Raw genomic sequence first — 14,068 nt, forward strand, 5'->3', positions numbered from 1 at the left:
CACTGGCAGGCTGGCACACCACCTTGTCACGAATTCTTTACGGTGCGGCGGCATGCCGCACGGGGCTCTGGACGGCGTAAGGATTTCTTGCCGGGCTACCGGCGCAACCATGCGGCGGGCAGCTCGCACCCGGCTTGTTCCGGCGCCCGCCGCCGGTTGTGATGACGGTATTCCAGACGCCTGGACGGCCCCGCGCCGAGCCAGCCGATAACGACAACGAGGAGGCCGGATGAACGCCGTGTCCAAGATCGCACAACACAATCCCATCGGCACCGACGGCTTCGAGTTCGTCGAGTTCACCGCCCCCGACGCCCAGGGCATCGAGCAACTGCGCCAGCTGTTTACCGGCATGGGCTTTACCGAGACCGCCAAGCACCGCTCCAAGGAAGTCTTCCTGTTCCAGCAGAACGACATCAACATCGTGCTCAACGGCAGCCCTACTGGCCACGTCCACGAATTTGCCAAGAAGCACGGCCCGAGCGCCTGCGCCATGGCCTTCCGGGTGAAGAACGCCGGCCAGGCTGCTGCCTATGTCGAGTCCCAGGGCGCCAGACTGGTGGGCAGCCACGCCAACTTTGGCGAGCTGAATATCCCCTGCGTCGAAGGCATTGGTGGCTCGCTGCTGTACCTCGTCGACCGTTACGGCGACAAGAGCATCTACGACGTCGACTTCGAGTTCATCGAAGGCCGCACCGCCCAGGACAACGCCGTCGGCCTGCTGTGCATCGATCACCTGACCCACAACGTCAAGCGCGGCCAGATGGATGTCTGGTCCGGCTTCTACGAGCGCATCGCCAACTTCCGCGAGATCCGCTACTTCGACATCGAAGGCAAGCTCACCGGCCTGCTGTCCCGCGCGATGACCGCGCCCTGCGGCAAGATCCGCATCCCGATCAACGAGTCGGCGGACGACAAGTCGCAGATCGAGGAATTCATCCGTGAGTACCACGGCGAAGGCATCCAGCACATCGCCCTGACCACCGACGACATCTACGCCACCGTGCGCCAGTTGCGCGCCAACGGCGTGGACTTCATGAGCACCCCGGACACCTACTACGCCAAGGTCGACACCCGCGTCGCGGGCCACGGCGAGCCGCTGGAGCAACTGCGCGAGCTGAGCATCCTGATCGACGGTGCACCGGGCGATGACGGCATCCTGCTGCAGATTTTCACCAATACGGTGATCGGCCCGATCTTCTTCGAGATCATCCAGCGCAAGGGCAACCAGGGCTTCGGCGAGGGCAACTTCAAGGCTCTGTTCGAATCCATCGAGGAAGACCAGATCCGCCGTGGCGTGATCTCCGACCAGTAACTCGCTTGCCGGGCGGCCGCGCGCATAGCGTGGTCGCCCACGGAGAACATCATGCTCACCCTGTATTCCTACTGGCGCTCCAGCGCCGCCTACCGCGTGCGCATCGCCCTCGGGCTGAAGGGCCTGGCCTACCGCCAGGTGCCGGTGCACCTGGTGAAGGACGGTGGCCAGCAGCACGCCGCCGACTACAAGGCGCTCAACCCGCAGGAGCTGGTGCCCTTGTTGGTGGAAGGCGACGCACGCATCGCCCAGTCCCTGGCGATCCTCGAATACCTCGACGAAACCCATCCACAACCCGGCCTGCTGCCGCGCGATGCGCTGCAACGCGCGCAGGTCCGTGCGCTGGCCCTGCATATCGCTTGCGACATCCACCCGCTGAACAATCTGCGCGTGCTGCAATACCTCAGCGGCCCGCTGGGTGTGGCGGACGAGGCGAAAAGTGCGTGGATACGGCACTGGGTCGAAACCGGCCTGCACGCGGTGGAAGAGGGCGTCGCCAACTGGAGCGGCCCGCTGTCACTCGGCGAGCGCCCCGGCTACTTCGAGGCCTGCCTGATTCCCCAGCTGTACAACGCCCGCCGCTTCGACTGCGACCTCTCCGCTTGCCCCCGCCTGCTCGCCATCGCCGCGCGCTGCGAGCCCCTCGAAGCTTTCCAGCAGGCCGCCCCGGAGGCACAGCCGGACGCCCAGTGATGGGCGGGCCGGAAGAGGGCCGAGTGCTGAAAAGCGCCAGCCCGACTTTGAGACGGGCCGCCCGCGATTGACCGCGCGGCCCGACCTTTCCTAGAGTGACCGGGCCATTTTTCGTCAGAGGGATACTCATGAAAAAAGCACTTTGGCTGCTCGCGGCTGCCGTGCCGGTCATCCTCGTCGCCTGCGGCGGCGAAGAAAAGAAAGCGCCCCAGGTCGACGCACTGGTCCTGCCCGGCGACGCCAAACTGGATTCGCGCAGCGTCTCGTACAAGTGCGAGGACGGCCGCAAGATCAGCGTGCAGTACCTGAACAAGGGCGACAACAGCCTGGCCGTGGTGCCGGTGACGGACGCCTCCAGTCTGGTCTTCGCCAACGTCATCTCCGCCTCCGGCGCTCGCTATGCGGCGGGTCAGTATGTGTGGTGGACCAAGGGCGAGGACGCCACCCTGTACAAGGACTGGAAAGGCGGCGAGCCCGCCGACGGCGTGGCCTGCAAGGAGAACTGATTCTTCTCGCGGCACGAATGAAAGAGCCCGGCATCTGCCGGGCTTTTTCATTTCGGGGCCACTGGGCCGGTGAGCTTTTGCAGGGCGAATAACGCGCCAGCGTTATCCGCCGCGCGGGCAACGGCGGATAACCTGTTCCAGGTTATGCGCCCTACGACCGGGCGGGTTCGCGAGCAAGCTCGCTCCTACGAAAAGCCGACCTGGTGCAGGCCGGCTCTTGTAGGAGCGAGCTTGCTCGCGAACCACCGCCAAATCCGGCGCTAGAAGGTGAACTCGACGTTCACCGTCGGCGTCGAGGTGCGGGTGCCACGGCCGCCATCCACGCCGAACTTGTTGTGCCAGTACTCGTAGCCCACGCCCAGCCACAGGTTCGGCTGGCGCTTGGTGCCCGGCAGGGTGGCGAACATCAGCGAGGTGCGGATCAGCGTCTCCGGCGCGGTGTCGTTGTCGTTGTAGTCCTCACCCTTTTCCCCGGTGTAGTTCAGGAAGCCCTGGAACTTCGCCCCGTGGTCGCCCAGCTGGAACGGCCGCAGCCAGGTCAGGTTGACCATGTAGGTGGCGTCGAAGGTGTGGTCCGGGTGTTTCGCGTTGGGAATGCCCGAGTGGTTCTTCTCGCGGTAGTAGAACAGCGACAGGTCCAGCACACCGGGGCCGTTGAACTTGACGGTGGGGCCGAACACCAGCGCGCGCTTCTTCGCCGAGCCGAGGTTGTTGTTACGGCTGGCGTCGAAACCGAAGGTGAACGCGTGGTCCTTCACCAGACCTTTGCCCTGCGGCAGATCGAACACCCGCGAGGCGTACAACTGGCTGCGGAACACCCCGTAGACCTCGCTGCTGCCGTGGTCGGTGCCCTTGCGCGGGTCATCGCTGTCGGACTGCAGCACATCGAGATGGAAGAAGTTGCTGCCGTAGCGGTAACCGTCGGCGTGGCTGAAGCTGAAGATGCGCTTGCTGATGTCGTGGGGGTTGTTCGGGTTGGTGAAGCCCTTGCCGTAGCGGAACCCCAGGGTATTGCTGGTCCACTCGAAGAAGCGGTCCTCCTCGGCCTGCGCCATGCCCAGCGGGGCGAGGATCAGGGCGGTACCGAGGGCGAACCGGCGACCGTTGCTCAGGCGGCGGCTGGAACGCGGTTGGGGGCGGGCGGCGCCAAGGGCCGTCATCGCGGATGAAACCATGCTGCACCTCTGTTCTTGTTTTTGTTGTTTTTCGTGGTTTAGGGGGGCTTCGGGGCCGGCGTCCCGCAGGGCGAACTGCGGTCGGTGACAGGCTGGGTTCTAATGGTGAATTGCAGACATTGCAAGAAAAACTTGTACACAAGTTCGTATACAAAAATTGACGCAAAAGTCAGGAACGAGCGCTCCGGGGCGGGCTAGATGGTTTCGGGACAGGCATCTCGGGGCGCGGTATCCTGACGTTCATTTCCTCCCTGAATCCTCCCCATGCTGCAGATTTCCAACACCGTGCAGATCCCCGATGCCGAGATCGAGCTGAGCGCGATTCGTGCCCAGGGCGCCGGCGGGCAGAACGTCAACAAGGTGTCCAGCGCCGTGCACCTGCGCTTCGACGTGCGCGCCTCATCCTTGCCGGAGTTCTACAAGGAACGCCTGCTTGCCCTGAGCGACCAGCGCATCACCGGCGAGGGCGTGGTGGTGATCAAGGCGCAGCAGTACCGCACCCAGGAACAGAACCGCGAGGACGCGCTGAGCCGCCTGGCGGAGCTGATCCGCAGTGCCACGAAGGTGGAGAAGAAGCGCCACCCGACCAAGCCGACGCTGGGTTCGAAGACGCGCAGGCTGGAGGGCAAGAGCAAGCGCGGGAGCATCAAGGCGGGGCGGGGGAAGGTGGATTTCTGATCGGTTGTAAGGGGACAAGAGCGCTTGCTTTTCGTAGGAGCGAGCTTGCTCGCGAACGGACCCCGCAACGGATTCGGTTCGCGAGCAAGCTCGCTCCTACAGGGTCAACTCCACCGCCAGTCCTGTAGGGCGCATAACCTGGCACAGGTTATTCGCCGCCTCTCTCCGCACGGCGGATAACGCTGGCGCGTTATGCGCCCTGCACACTGGCCTCTCTGGGCTTTCCCATTTGCCGAACCAGTCCCCTCTCCCGCTTGCGGGAGAGGGTTAGGGAGAGGGGCTCTGGCTCTTTGTAGGAGCGAGCTTGCTCGCGAATAGACCCCGCAGCGGAACCGGTTCGCGAGCAAGCTCGCTCCTACAGGGAGCCTCGGCGCCAGGCATGAATGACGTCAGTGCACCAGCATCCCCGTGAACACATAGGCCTGCGCCAGCGTGATCAAGCCGATGAACGCGGCGAAGATCAGGCTGTGCTTGACCGTGAAACGGAACAGGTCCGACTCGCGGCCGACCATCCCGGTAGCCGCGCAGGCCACGGCGATGGACTGTGGCGAGATCATCTTGCCGGTCACCCCGCCGGTGGTGTTGGCCGCCACCAGCAGCGTGTCGCTGACCCCCAGCTGGTGCGCGGTGGTCGCCTGCAGTGAACCGAACAGGGCGTTGGACGAAGTGTCCGAACCGGTCAGGAATACCCCCAGCCAGCCGAGGAAGGGCGAGAAGAACGGGAACGCCGCACCCGTCCCCGCCAGCACCAGCGCCAGGGTCGTGGACATCCCGGAGTAGTTGGTGACGAAGGCGAAGGCCAGCACCATGCCGATGGTCAGCACCGGCCACTTGAGTTCCAGCAGCGTGTCGCGGAAGGTCGTCGCGCCGCTCTTCACGCCGATGCGCAGGATGGCCATGGAGATCAGCGCGGCGAGGAAGATCGCCGTGCCGCTGGCCGACACCAGGTCGAACTTGTAGACCGCCGGCATCGGCGTCGGGTTGGCGACGATGGGCGCGACTTTCAGCACCAACTGGTCGAGGTAGGGCACGGCGATCACCGCCACCCAGTTCTCCAGCGCGCCGCCGGGCAGGAACATTGCCTTGAACGGCTTCATGGTCCAGATGGTCACCAGCACGGTGAGGATCAGGAACGGCGACCACGCCTTGAAGATCTGTCCGAAGCTGTACTGCGATTCCTGGCGCTGCCCGCCACCGCCACCACCGAAGCTGCCCAGCGTGGCGCTGCCGTCGGCGTTGAGGCTGGAGAACTCGGTTTCACGCACGTTCGCCGGTTGCCACACGCGCAGGAACAGGGTCAGGCAGACCATGCTCAACAGCGCCGAGGTGATGTCCGGCAGCTCCGGGCCGATGAAGTTGGAGGTGAAGAACTGGCTGACCGCGAAGGTGCCGCCGGCGACCAGCAGCGCCGGCCAGGTCTCGCGGATGCCACGCCAGCCATCCATCATCGCCACCAGCCAGAAGGGCACGATCACCGACAGGATCGGCAACTGCCGCCCGGCCATGGCGCCGATCTTGAACGCATCCACCCCCGACACCTGCCCGGCGACGATGATCGGGATGCCCAGCGCGCCAAAGGCTACCGGCGCGGTGTTGGCGATCAGGCACAGCCCGGCCGCGTACAGCGGGTTGAAGCCCAGGCCGACCAGCAGCGCCGCGGTGATCGCCACCGGTGCGCCGAAACCCGCCGCGCCTTCGAGGAAGGCGCCGAAGGAGAAGCCGATCAGCACCACCTGCAGGCGCTGGTCAACGGTGATCGACAGCACCGAGCTGCGGATGATCTCGAACTGCCCGCTTTTGACCGTCAGCTTGTAGAGGAACACCGCCGCCACGATGATCCAGGCGATCGGCCAAAGCCCGTAGAAGAAGCCGTAGACCGCCGAGGCCAGCGCCTTGTCCACCGGCATCTGGTAGACGGTCACCGCGATCAGCAGCGACAGCACCAGGGTGATGGCGCCGGCGACGTGGCCCTTGAGGCGGAACACCGCCAGGGCGAGGAAGAAGAAGATGATCGGCACGAGGGCTGCCAGGGCCGACAGGCCGAGGCTGCCAAGCGGGGTATAGAGCTGCTGCCAGGTTTGCATGGGGATTGTCCCTTGTTGTTGTCAAAGCGTCAGCGGTGGATAACTATTTCAGGTCGCGTACGCCTGGGCGGCGCACGCGCCGGCAGGTATTGAAAAAGCCCCGCAACGCGGCGCGTAGCGGGGCTTTTGAAAGCTGATTCGGGCAAGCTTTTCGGGGTGTCGCCACCGGCTCGCTTGAGGCCGGCGGCGACCCTGCCCTGGCTTGTGGCCACCGCTCGCCAGGATTGTGTGAGGGCTTTCAAAGCGCTGCCACTCCGGCGCTGGCGACCTGCGCATCCTCGCCGGCCTTCACGCCGGATACGCCCACCGCGCCGATCACCTGACCATCGAGCAGGACTGGCACGCCGCCTTCGAGCGAGGTGATCAGCGGCGCGGTGACGAAGGCGGTGCGGCCGCCGTTGACCATCTCCTCGTAGCCCTTGGTTTCGCGTCGGCCCAGTGCCGCGCTGCGGGCCTTTTCAGTGGCGATGTAGGCGCTGGCCGGGGCACAGCCGTCGAGGCGCTCCAGGGCCAGCGGATGGCCGCCGTCATCGACCACCACGATGGACACCGCCCAGTGGTTGCGCTGCGCCTCGGCGCGCGCGGCGGCGAGGATGCGGCCGACTTCCTGCTGGGTCAGAACGGCTTTGCTGAGCATGCTTGCACCTCGCCTTGAAGGGATTCCAATGGCGCATCGGCGAGCGCCTCTTCCACCAGTTCGATCCAGTGCCTGACCGGCGTACGGCCTGCGCCGCCCAGGTGCGTCTGGCAGCCGATGTTGGCGGTGACTATGACTTCCGGGGCGCCGCTCTCCAGCGCCTTCAGACGGTTGTCGCGCAGGCGCCGGGACAGCTCCGGCTGAGTCAGCGAATAGGTCCCGGCCGAGCCGCAGCAAAGGTGGCTGTCCGGCACGGCGGTGAGGCTGAAGCCCAGGCGCGTGAGCACGCCTTCCACCGCTCCGCCGAGCTTCAGCGCGTGCTGCAGCGTGCAGGGGCAGTGGAAGGCCAGGCGACGGTCGCCGTGCAAGTGCAACGCTTCCAGCGGTTCATCGCGCAAAACCTCGGACAGGTCGCGGGACAGTTCGCTGACCCGCCGGGCCTTGGCCGCATACTGGGCATCGCGCTCCAGCAGATGGCCGTAGTCGCGAACGAAGGCGCCGCAGCCACTGGCCGTCTGCACGATGGCTTCGGCGCCCGCCTGGATCGACGGCCACCAGGCGTCGATGTTCCTGCGCGCCCGATCCAGCCCCTGCCCTTGGGCGTTCAGGTGATAGTCCACGGCGCCGCAACAGCCGGCATCCGCCGCCGGGATCACGCTGATGCCGAGACGATCCAGCACCCGCGCGGCAGCGGCATTGGTGTTGGGCGAAAGCGCCGGTTGCACGCAGCCTTCGAGGATCAGCATGCGCCGCGTGTGGCGTGGTTTCGGTCGCTCCACGGGCGGATGCGGGTGGCGCGGCAGTTTGCTTTGCAGACCTTCTGGCAGCAGCGGGTAGAAGGTGCGCCCGGCCTTGGCCAGCGCGCCGAACAGCGCGGCATTCGGCACCACGGCGCGCAGGCCCCGGCGGATCGCGCGCTCGCCGAAGGTGCGCGGCACCTGTTCCTCGACCACCGCGCGGCCGATATCCAGCAGGTTGTGGTAATCCACGCCGGAAGGGCAGGTGGTTTCGCAGTTGCGACAGCTCAGGCAACGGTCCAGGTGCTCGCGGGTGCTGGCGCTGGGCTCGGCGCCTTCGAGCACCTGCTTGATCAGGTAGATGCGCCCGCGCGGGCCGTCCAGCTCATCGCCCAGCAACTGGTAGGTCGGGCAGGTGGCGGTGCAGAAGCCGCAGTGCACGCAGGAGCGCAGGATGCGCTCGGCTTCCTCGGCGCGCGGCAGGTGTCTGGCCTGTTCGCTCAGGTTGGTTTGCATCAGAGCTCCCTGTACATCCGGCCGGGGTTGAAGAGGCCTTGCGGGTCGAGTTGCTGCTTGAGGCTGCGGTGGTAGCGCAGCAGCGCGGCGGGCAGCGGATGGAAGCCGTCGTCGCCCGGCGTGTAGCGCAGGGCATGGCCGCCGACTTCGGCGACGCTGTGGCGGATCAATTGGGCGTCTGCCTCGGACTTCAGCCAGCGCTGCGCGCCGCCCCAGTCGATCAGCTGTTCGCCGGGCAGTGAGAGCGCTGGCGTGGCGTTGGGCAACGACAGGCGCCAGAGCGTGCCGGGGCCGGCGAAGAAGCCCAGGCGTTGCTCGCGCAGGTCCTGCCAGTAGCCGCTGTCGATCTCCTCGCCACCCAGGCGCAGGCGCGCGGAACACACCGAGCCCTCACCACCTTCCAGGCGCAGATGCAGCGCCTGGCCGTCGTAGCAGGCGGCGCTGATCGGGAGGGGCTGGGTGCCCCATTCGGCCAGTTCTCCCAGCGCCTGATGCACGCCCATCTCCAGGCGCAGGCTGGCGCACATCCGCGGCTTGGGCAGCACCTTCATCGAGACTTCGGTGATCACCCCCAGGCAACCGAAGCTGCCTGCCAGCAGGCGTGACAGGTCGTAGCCGGCGACGTTCTTCATCACCTCGCCGCCGAAGCGCAGCAGCTTGCCGTGGCCGGTGATCAGCCGCGTGCCGAGTACGTAGTCGCGCACCGAGCCCGCCCAGGGCCGGCGCGGGCCGGAGAGCCCAGCGGCGACCATTCCGCCGAAGGTCGCTGCGCTGAAACCCGGCGGTTCGCATGGCAGCATCTGCCCGGCGGCTTCCAGCGCTGCCTCGATTTCCACCAGCGGCGTACCGGCGCGGGCGGTGAGCACCAGCTCGGTCGGGTCGTAGCTGACGATGCCGCTGTGGGCGCGTGTGTCGAGTTCCACGCCCTCCACCGGGCGGCCGAGGAAGGCCTTGCTGTCTCCGCCGCGAATGCGCAGCGGCGTGCGCTCCTGCAGCGCGTGGTTCACCTGGTCGAGCAGTTCGGCGCTGGCGTCCCGCATCAGAAGCGCTCCAGGTCGGGGAAGGGCAGTTGGCCGTGGTGCACGTGCATCGCGCCGAACTCGGCGCAGCGGTGCAGGGTCGGGATGTTCTTGCCGGGGTTGAGCAGGCGGTCCGGGTCGAAGGCCGCCTTCACTGCGTGGAACAGGGTCAGCTCGTCGCTGTTGAACTGCGCGCACATCTGGTTGATCTTCTCGCGCCCCACGCCGTGCTCGCCGGTGATGCTGCCGCCCACCGCCACGCAGAGTTCGAGGATCCTGCCGCCGATGGCCTCGGCGCGTTCCAGCTCGCCGGGCACGTTGGCGTCGAAGAGGATCAGCGGGTGCATGTTGCCGTCGCCGGCATGGAACACGTTGGCCACGCGCAGGCTGAACTCTTGCGACAGCTCGGCGATGCCGTGCAGCACGCGCGGCAGCTCGCGGCGCGGAATGGTCCCGTCCATGCAGTAGTAGTCCGGGGAGATGCGCCCCACCGCCGGGAAGGCGTTCTTGCGTCCGGCCCAGAAGCGCACGCGCTCGGCCTCGTCGCAGGCCAGGCGCACGTCGGTGGCGCCGGCCGCGCGCAGCACGCCGTCGACGCGTTCGCAGTCGTCCTGCACGTCGGCTTCCACGCCGTCGAGTTCGCACAGCAGGATGGCCGCCGCGTCCACCGGGTAGCCGGCGTGGATGAAGTCTTCGGCGGCGCGGATCGACAGGTTGTCCATCATCTCCAGCCCGCCGGGGATGATGCCGGCGGCGATGATCTCGGCCACCGCGCGGCCGGCCTTTTCCACCGAATCGAAACTGGCCAGCAGCACCCGCGCCACCTGCGGCCGGGGCAGCAGCTTGACGGTGACTTCGGTGACGATGCCGAGCATGCCCTCGGAGCCGGTGAACAGGGCGAGCAGGTCGAGGCCGGGGCAGTCCAGGGCGTCGCTGCCCAGCGTCAGGTGCTCGCCCTCGACGGTGAGGATGTCCACCTTGAGCAGGTTGTGCACGGTCAGGCCGTACTTCAGGCAATGCACACCGCCAGCGTTCTCGGCAACATTGCCGCCGATGGAGCAGGCGATCTGCGAGGACGGGTCAGGCGCGTAGTACAGGCCGTGCGGCGCGGCGGCCTGGGAGATCGCCAGGTTGCGTACGCCGGGCTGCACGCGGGCGAAGCGCCCCTGCGGGTTCACTTCGAGAATCCTGTTGAAGCGCGCCATCACCAGCAGGATGCCTTTCTCCAGCGGCAGCGCGCCGCCGGAGAGCCCGGTGCCCGCGCCGCGCGCCACCACCGGCACCTTGCGCGCGTGGCAGAGCCTGAGCAGCGCCTGCACCTGCTCGATGCGCTCGGGCAGTGCCACCAGCATCGGCACCGTGCGGTAGGCGGAGAGGCCGTCGCACTCGTAGGGCTTGAGGTCTTCGGCGCGGTGCAGCAGTTCGAGGTCGGGCAGGGCCGCGCGCAGCTCGGCCAGCAGGGCGGATTTGTCGACGGCAGGCAGCGCGCCGTCGACGCGCTCGTCGTAGAGGATGGTCATAGGCTGGCGGTGCTCTGATCTTGTTGTTGTTCGCGCCCGGCAAGCGGGGCGTGGAGCCACGGCACGCTGAAAATGCGACCGATGCTCGGCGCGCGTCCATCACCTTCAACACTGGTCCTACCAGTTCTTGTACGGGCGGTCACTGGAAAGTCGCCGTCCTGACAGCTAGGGTTCTGCGCAGCCAGGCAGGCGCGGACTGACTGGTCCTACCAGTTTTCAAGAGCAGCCGTTGCGGGGAGCACCGATGACGACTTATGCACAGGGCAAGCCGAGCGTCGCCGACCAGGTGGCCGAGAAGATCGAGCGGCTGATCGTCGATGGGGTACTGAAGGTCGGCCAGGCGTTGCCCTCGGAACGGCGCCTGGTGGAGAAGCTCGGCTGCTCGCGCTCGGCACTGCGGGAAGGGCTGCGTGCACTGCGCGGGCGCGGCATCGTCGACACCGAGCAGGGGCGCGGTTCATTCGTTGCGGACCTGACTGGCGCGAAGGACGTATCGCCGCTGTTGCATCTGTTCAGTTCGCAACCACGCACGCTCTACGACCTGCTGGAGGTCCGCGCGTTGCTGGAAGGCGAGTCCGCGCGCCTGGCCGCGCTGCGCGCGACCGAGGCCGACCTGGTGCTGATCGGCCGGCGTTTCGAGGAGATGCACGCCGCTTACGACGAACCGCAGCCGCTGGACCCGCGCGAGCATGCGCGGCGCGACCATGCCTTCCATCAGGCGATCAGCGAGGCCTCGCACAACCCGGTGCTGGTGCACACGCTGCAGTCGCTCAACGAGCTGATGCTCAGCACCGTGTTCGCCTCGGTGAACAACCTCTACAACCGCCCGCCGCAGAAGCGCCAGATCGACCGCCAGCACGCGCGGCTGCACCGCGCCATCAGCGAACGCCAGCCGGAACAGGCCCAGCGCGCCGCCCGCGAACATATCCACAGCGTGCGGGACAACCTGCGGGAGATCGAGCAGGAGGAACAGCGGTTGGTACGGGCGACCTTGCGGCTCGAAGGTTGGAAGTAACGTAGGAGCGGACTTCGTCCGCGATCGGTTTCCGGCAGCGCCGAGCGTGGGTCGAACATCGCGGACGGAGTCCGCTCCTGCACAGGCCGAAAGCTCCGGTGTTCCTTTGTGGCGCAACGGTAGGGCGAATAACGCGCCAGCGTTATCCGCCGCTCAAGGGCTGGCGGATAACCTGTCCCAGGTTATGCGCCCTACGTGGCTTTTCGTAGGAGCGAGCTTGCTCGCGAACGGACCCCGCAAAGGATTCGGTTCGCGAGCAAGCTCGCTCCTACAGGTTTTGCATCAGTGGCGGGCCTTGCGCTCACGCATTTCGGCCACCATCCGCTCGGCGTTGGCCTCGCAACCCATGCCTTCGGGCTTGTTCTCGATGTTGTCGATCACCGCCAGCAAGCGCTCGCGGTTTTCCTGTAGCTGCCGCTCCATCGCTTCGATTTCGGCGACCTTGCGGCGCAGGCCGGCGAGCAGTTCGCCATGGCCGTTCTTCAGCGGGTTGGCATGCGGCAGCAGGTTGCGGATTTCCTCCAGGCTGAAGCCGGTCTGCTGAGCGCTGCGGATGATCTCCAGCAGGTTGAGGGTTTCCGGCGGGTAGGCGCGGTAGCCGTTGGCCAGGCGGCGCGCCGGGGCGATCAGCCCACTGGCTTCGTAGAAGCGGATGCGCGAGGGGGCGAGGCCGCTGAGGCTGGCCAGTTCACCGATTTTCATGCTGGGCTCCGAAAGGGGCTTGACCTTGAAGTGAACTTTAAACTTAACCTCGCCGCTGCCACAACCCAACCGCACAACCACGGAGCCTTGCCATGTCGCCCTTCCAGCCCCTGCGCCTGCCCAACGGCGGCGAAGTTCCCAACCGTATCGCCAAGGCCGCCATGGAGGAAAACATGGCCGACGCCGACCAGGCGCCTTCGGCCTCCCTGCTGCGCCTGTACCAGGCCTGGGCGGACGGTGGTGTCGGCCTGATCCTCAGCGGCAACGTGATGATCGACGGCCGCGCCATGACCGGCCCCGGCGGCGTGGTGCTGGAGAACGACCGGCATCTGGAGCGCTTCCGCGAATGGGCGCGCATCGGTCGCTCGCGCGGCGCGCAGTTCTGGCTGCAACTGAACCATCCCGGCCGCCAGGTGCAGACCAACCTTGGCCAGGGCGCTATCGCACCGTCGGCAGTGCCGTTGGAGATGGGCAAGTTCTCCAAGCTGTTCGCCGTCGCCCGCGAGATGAGCGAAGGCGATATCGCCGAGGTGATCCAGCGTTTCGTCCGTGCCGCGAAGCTTTCCGAGCGGGCCGGCTTCACCGGCGTGCAGATCCATGCGGCCCATGGCTACCTGCTCAGCCAGTTTCTCTCGCCACTGGCCAACAAACGGCAGGACCGCTGGGGCGGCTCGCTGGAAAACCGCGCGCGGCTGTTGCTGGAAGTCGTCCGCGCGGTGCGCGCCGAGGTGTCGCCGGGGTTCTGCGTGGGGGTGAAAATCAACTCCGCCGACTTCCAGCGCGGCGGCTTCGACGCTAGCGACGCGCGTCAGGTGATCGAGTGGCTGAATGCCGAACGAGTCGACCTGGTCGAGCTGTCCGGCGGCAGCTACGAGGCGCCGGCCATGCAGGGCGATGCCCGCGATGGTCGTACCCTGGCGCGGGAGGCCTACTTCCTCGAGTTCGCCCGCGAGATGCGCGCAGCGGCGCGCATGCCGCTGATGGTCACCGGCGGCATCCGTCGCCTGCCGGTGGCGGAGCAGGTGCTGGACAGCGGGCTGGAGATGGTCGGCATCGGCACCGCCCTGGCGCTGGAGCCGCAGCTGGTGCTGCACTGGCAGCGCGGCAGCCAGACCCAGCCGGAGCTGCCGGCGATCCGCTGGCGCTCCAAGCCGCTGGCGGCGCTGGCCTACATGGCGCTGGTCAAGCTGCAACTGCATCGCATCGGCGCCCACCGCGCGCCTAACCCGCAGGCTTCGCCGTTGCGCACGCTGGTGATGGAGCAGTGGCGCACGCTGCGCCGGGCCAAGCAGTACCGCCGCTGGGCGGCGCGGCAGGCGGGCTGATCCGCTTCAATACTCTGCGTAGGATGGCGTGGAGCGAAGCGATACCCATCGATTCCTGTCGCATTGGCAGCATGGGTATCGCCTAGGTGTTCTGCCGGGACACATGGGTAACAGGTGTCGGGAGACATAGGTAACGCATTTAGGATCAC

The 14,068-nt window shown here is 66.7% G+C and carries 13 protein-coding genes; 6 read left to right on the forward strand and 7 right to left on the reverse strand.

Annotation, left to right across the window (positions count from 1 at the left end; genetic code table 11):
* Positions 1-229 precede the first annotated feature (229 nt).
* From hppD to CTR55_RS02440, 3 genes are all read left to right on the forward strand, one after another.
* Positions 230-1,312, forward strand: coding sequence for a 4-hydroxyphenylpyruvate dioxygenase (gene hppD, locus CTR55_RS02430; RefSeq protein ID WP_296283942.1), 1,083 nt, complete (start codon positions 230-232; stop codon positions 1,310-1,312).
* Between the two features lie 51 nt (positions 1,313-1,363).
* Entirely contained in the window at positions 1,364-2,005 is a 642-nt protein-coding gene (gene maiA, locus CTR55_RS02435) for a maleylacetoacetate isomerase (protein WP_296283943.1), read from the forward strand.
* A 128-nt stretch (positions 2,006-2,133) separates the two neighbouring features.
* Complete coding sequence (locus tag CTR55_RS02440; RefSeq protein WP_296283944.1) at positions 2,134-2,511, forward strand: MliC family protein; 378 nt, start codon at positions 2,134-2,136, stop codon at positions 2,509-2,511.
* A 260-nt stretch (positions 2,512-2,771) separates the two neighbouring features.
* Here CTR55_RS02440 and CTR55_RS02445 read toward each other — a convergent pair whose 3' ends face one another.
* Positions 2,772-3,566 carry a nucleoside-binding protein gene (locus CTR55_RS02445; RefSeq protein ID WP_296283967.1) on the reverse strand — a complete coding sequence of 265 codons (795 nt, stop codon included), beginning with the start codon at positions 3,564-3,566 and terminating at the stop codon, positions 2,772-2,774.
* Positions 3,567-3,950: 384 nt separating this feature from the next.
* Between CTR55_RS02445 and arfB the strand changes: the two genes are divergently transcribed.
* Positions 3,951-4,364, forward strand: a complete 414-nt coding sequence (gene arfB / locus CTR55_RS02450) for an alternative ribosome rescue aminoacyl-tRNA hydrolase ArfB (RefSeq protein ID WP_296283945.1) — start codon at positions 3,951-3,953, stop codon at positions 4,362-4,364.
* Between the two features lie 389 nt (positions 4,365-4,753).
* Here the strand turns inward: arfB and CTR55_RS02455 are convergent, their stop codons facing one another.
* The 5 genes from CTR55_RS02455 to glcD all read right to left on the reverse strand — a co-directional run bounded on the left by CTR55_RS02455 (position 4,754) and on the right by glcD (position 10,877).
* On the reverse strand, positions 4,754-6,448 hold the full coding sequence (locus CTR55_RS02455) for a lactate permease LctP family transporter (protein ID WP_296283946.1): 1,695 nt from the start codon (positions 6,446-6,448) through the stop codon (positions 4,754-4,756).
* Positions 6,449-6,686: 238 nt separating this feature from the next.
* The gene (locus CTR55_RS02460) at positions 6,687-7,085 is read right to left on the reverse strand and encodes a heme-binding protein (protein ID WP_296283947.1); all 399 of its coding nucleotides are present in this window, start codon (positions 7,083-7,085) and stop codon (positions 6,687-6,689) included.
* The gene (glcF, locus tag CTR55_RS02465; protein WP_296283948.1) at positions 7,064-8,338 is read right to left on the reverse strand and encodes a glycolate oxidase subunit GlcF; all 1,275 of its coding nucleotides are present in this window, start codon (positions 8,336-8,338) and stop codon (positions 7,064-7,066) included. The genes CTR55_RS02460 and glcF overlap by 22 nt, the downstream gene beginning before the upstream one ends.
* Positions 8,338-9,378 carry a glycolate oxidase subunit GlcE gene (gene glcE, locus CTR55_RS02470; protein ID WP_296283949.1) on the reverse strand — a complete coding sequence of 347 codons (1,041 nt, stop codon included), beginning with the start codon at positions 9,376-9,378 and terminating at the stop codon, positions 8,338-8,340. The genes glcF and glcE overlap by 1 nt, the downstream gene beginning before the upstream one ends.
* A complete protein-coding gene (glcD, locus tag CTR55_RS02475) occupies positions 9,378-10,877 on the reverse strand; it encodes a glycolate oxidase subunit GlcD (protein ID WP_296283950.1) in 1,500 nt (499 codons plus the stop codon). Before glcD ends, glcE begins: the two co-directional genes overlap by 1 nt.
* A 244-nt stretch (positions 10,878-11,121) precedes the next feature.
* On the opposite strand from glcD, the gene glcC reads away from it, so the two are divergent.
* A complete protein-coding gene (glcC, locus tag CTR55_RS02480) occupies positions 11,122-11,892 on the forward strand; it encodes a transcriptional regulator GlcC (protein WP_296283951.1) in 771 nt (256 codons plus the stop codon).
* A gap of 282 nt (positions 11,893-12,174) precedes the next feature.
* On the opposite strand, the gene CTR55_RS02485 is transcribed toward glcC, so the two are convergent.
* Positions 12,175-12,594 carry a MerR family transcriptional regulator gene (locus CTR55_RS02485; RefSeq protein WP_296283952.1) on the reverse strand — a complete coding sequence of 140 codons (420 nt, stop codon included), beginning with the start codon at positions 12,592-12,594 and terminating at the stop codon, positions 12,175-12,177.
* Positions 12,595-12,686: 92 nt separating this feature from the next.
* Here CTR55_RS02485 and CTR55_RS02490 point away from each other — a divergent pair, with 92 nt between their 5' ends.
* Complete coding sequence (locus CTR55_RS02490) at positions 12,687-13,919, forward strand: NADH:flavin oxidoreductase/NADH oxidase family protein (protein ID WP_296283953.1); 1,233 nt, start codon at positions 12,687-12,689, stop codon at positions 13,917-13,919.
* Positions 13,920-14,068 lie beyond the last annotated feature (149 nt).

The sequence above is a fragment of the Pseudomonas sp. genome (genome assembly GCF_002796985.1).
Classification (GTDB): domain Bacteria; phylum Pseudomonadota; class Gammaproteobacteria; order Pseudomonadales; family Pseudomonadaceae; genus Pseudomonas.

Bases quoted from the DNA above. Each gene is read 5' to 3' on its own strand.
- hppD (WP_296283942.1), top strand. From the start codon at position 230: ATGAACGCCGTGTCCAAGATCGCACAACACAATCCCATCGGCACCGAC.
- maiA (WP_296283943.1), top strand. From the start codon at position 1,364: ATGCTCACCCTGTATTCCTACTGGCGCTCCAGCGCCGCCTACCGCGTG.
- CTR55_RS02440 (WP_296283944.1), top strand. From the start codon at position 2,134: ATGAAAAAAGCACTTTGGCTGCTCGCGGCTGCCGTGCCGGTCATCCTC.
- CTR55_RS02445 (WP_296283967.1), bottom strand. From the start codon at position 3,566: ATGGCGCAGGCCGAGGAGGACCGCTTCTTCGAGTGGACCAGCAATACC.
- arfB (WP_296283945.1), top strand. From the start codon at position 3,951: ATGCTGCAGATTTCCAACACCGTGCAGATCCCCGATGCCGAGATCGAG.
- CTR55_RS02455 (WP_296283946.1), bottom strand. From the start codon at position 6,448: ATGCAAACCTGGCAGCAGCTCTATACCCCGCTTGGCAGCCTCGGCCTG.
- CTR55_RS02460 (WP_296283947.1), bottom strand. From the start codon at position 7,085: ATGCTCAGCAAAGCCGTTCTGACCCAGCAGGAAGTCGGCCGCATCCTC.
- glcF (WP_296283948.1), bottom strand. From the start codon at position 8,338: ATGCAAACCAACCTGAGCGAACAGGCCAGACACCTGCCGCGCGCCGAG.
- glcE (WP_296283949.1), bottom strand. From the start codon at position 9,378: ATGCGGGACGCCAGCGCCGAACTGCTCGACCAGGTGAACCACGCGCTG.
- glcD (WP_296283950.1), bottom strand. From the start codon at position 10,877: ATGACCATCCTCTACGACGAGCGCGTCGACGGCGCGCTGCCTGCCGTC.
- glcC (WP_296283951.1), top strand. From the start codon at position 11,122: ATGACGACTTATGCACAGGGCAAGCCGAGCGTCGCCGACCAGGTGGCC.
- CTR55_RS02485 (WP_296283952.1), bottom strand. From the start codon at position 12,594: ATGAAAATCGGTGAACTGGCCAGCCTCAGCGGCCTCGCCCCCTCGCGC.
- CTR55_RS02490 (WP_296283953.1), top strand. From the start codon at position 12,687: ATGTCGCCCTTCCAGCCCCTGCGCCTGCCCAACGGCGGCGAAGTTCCC.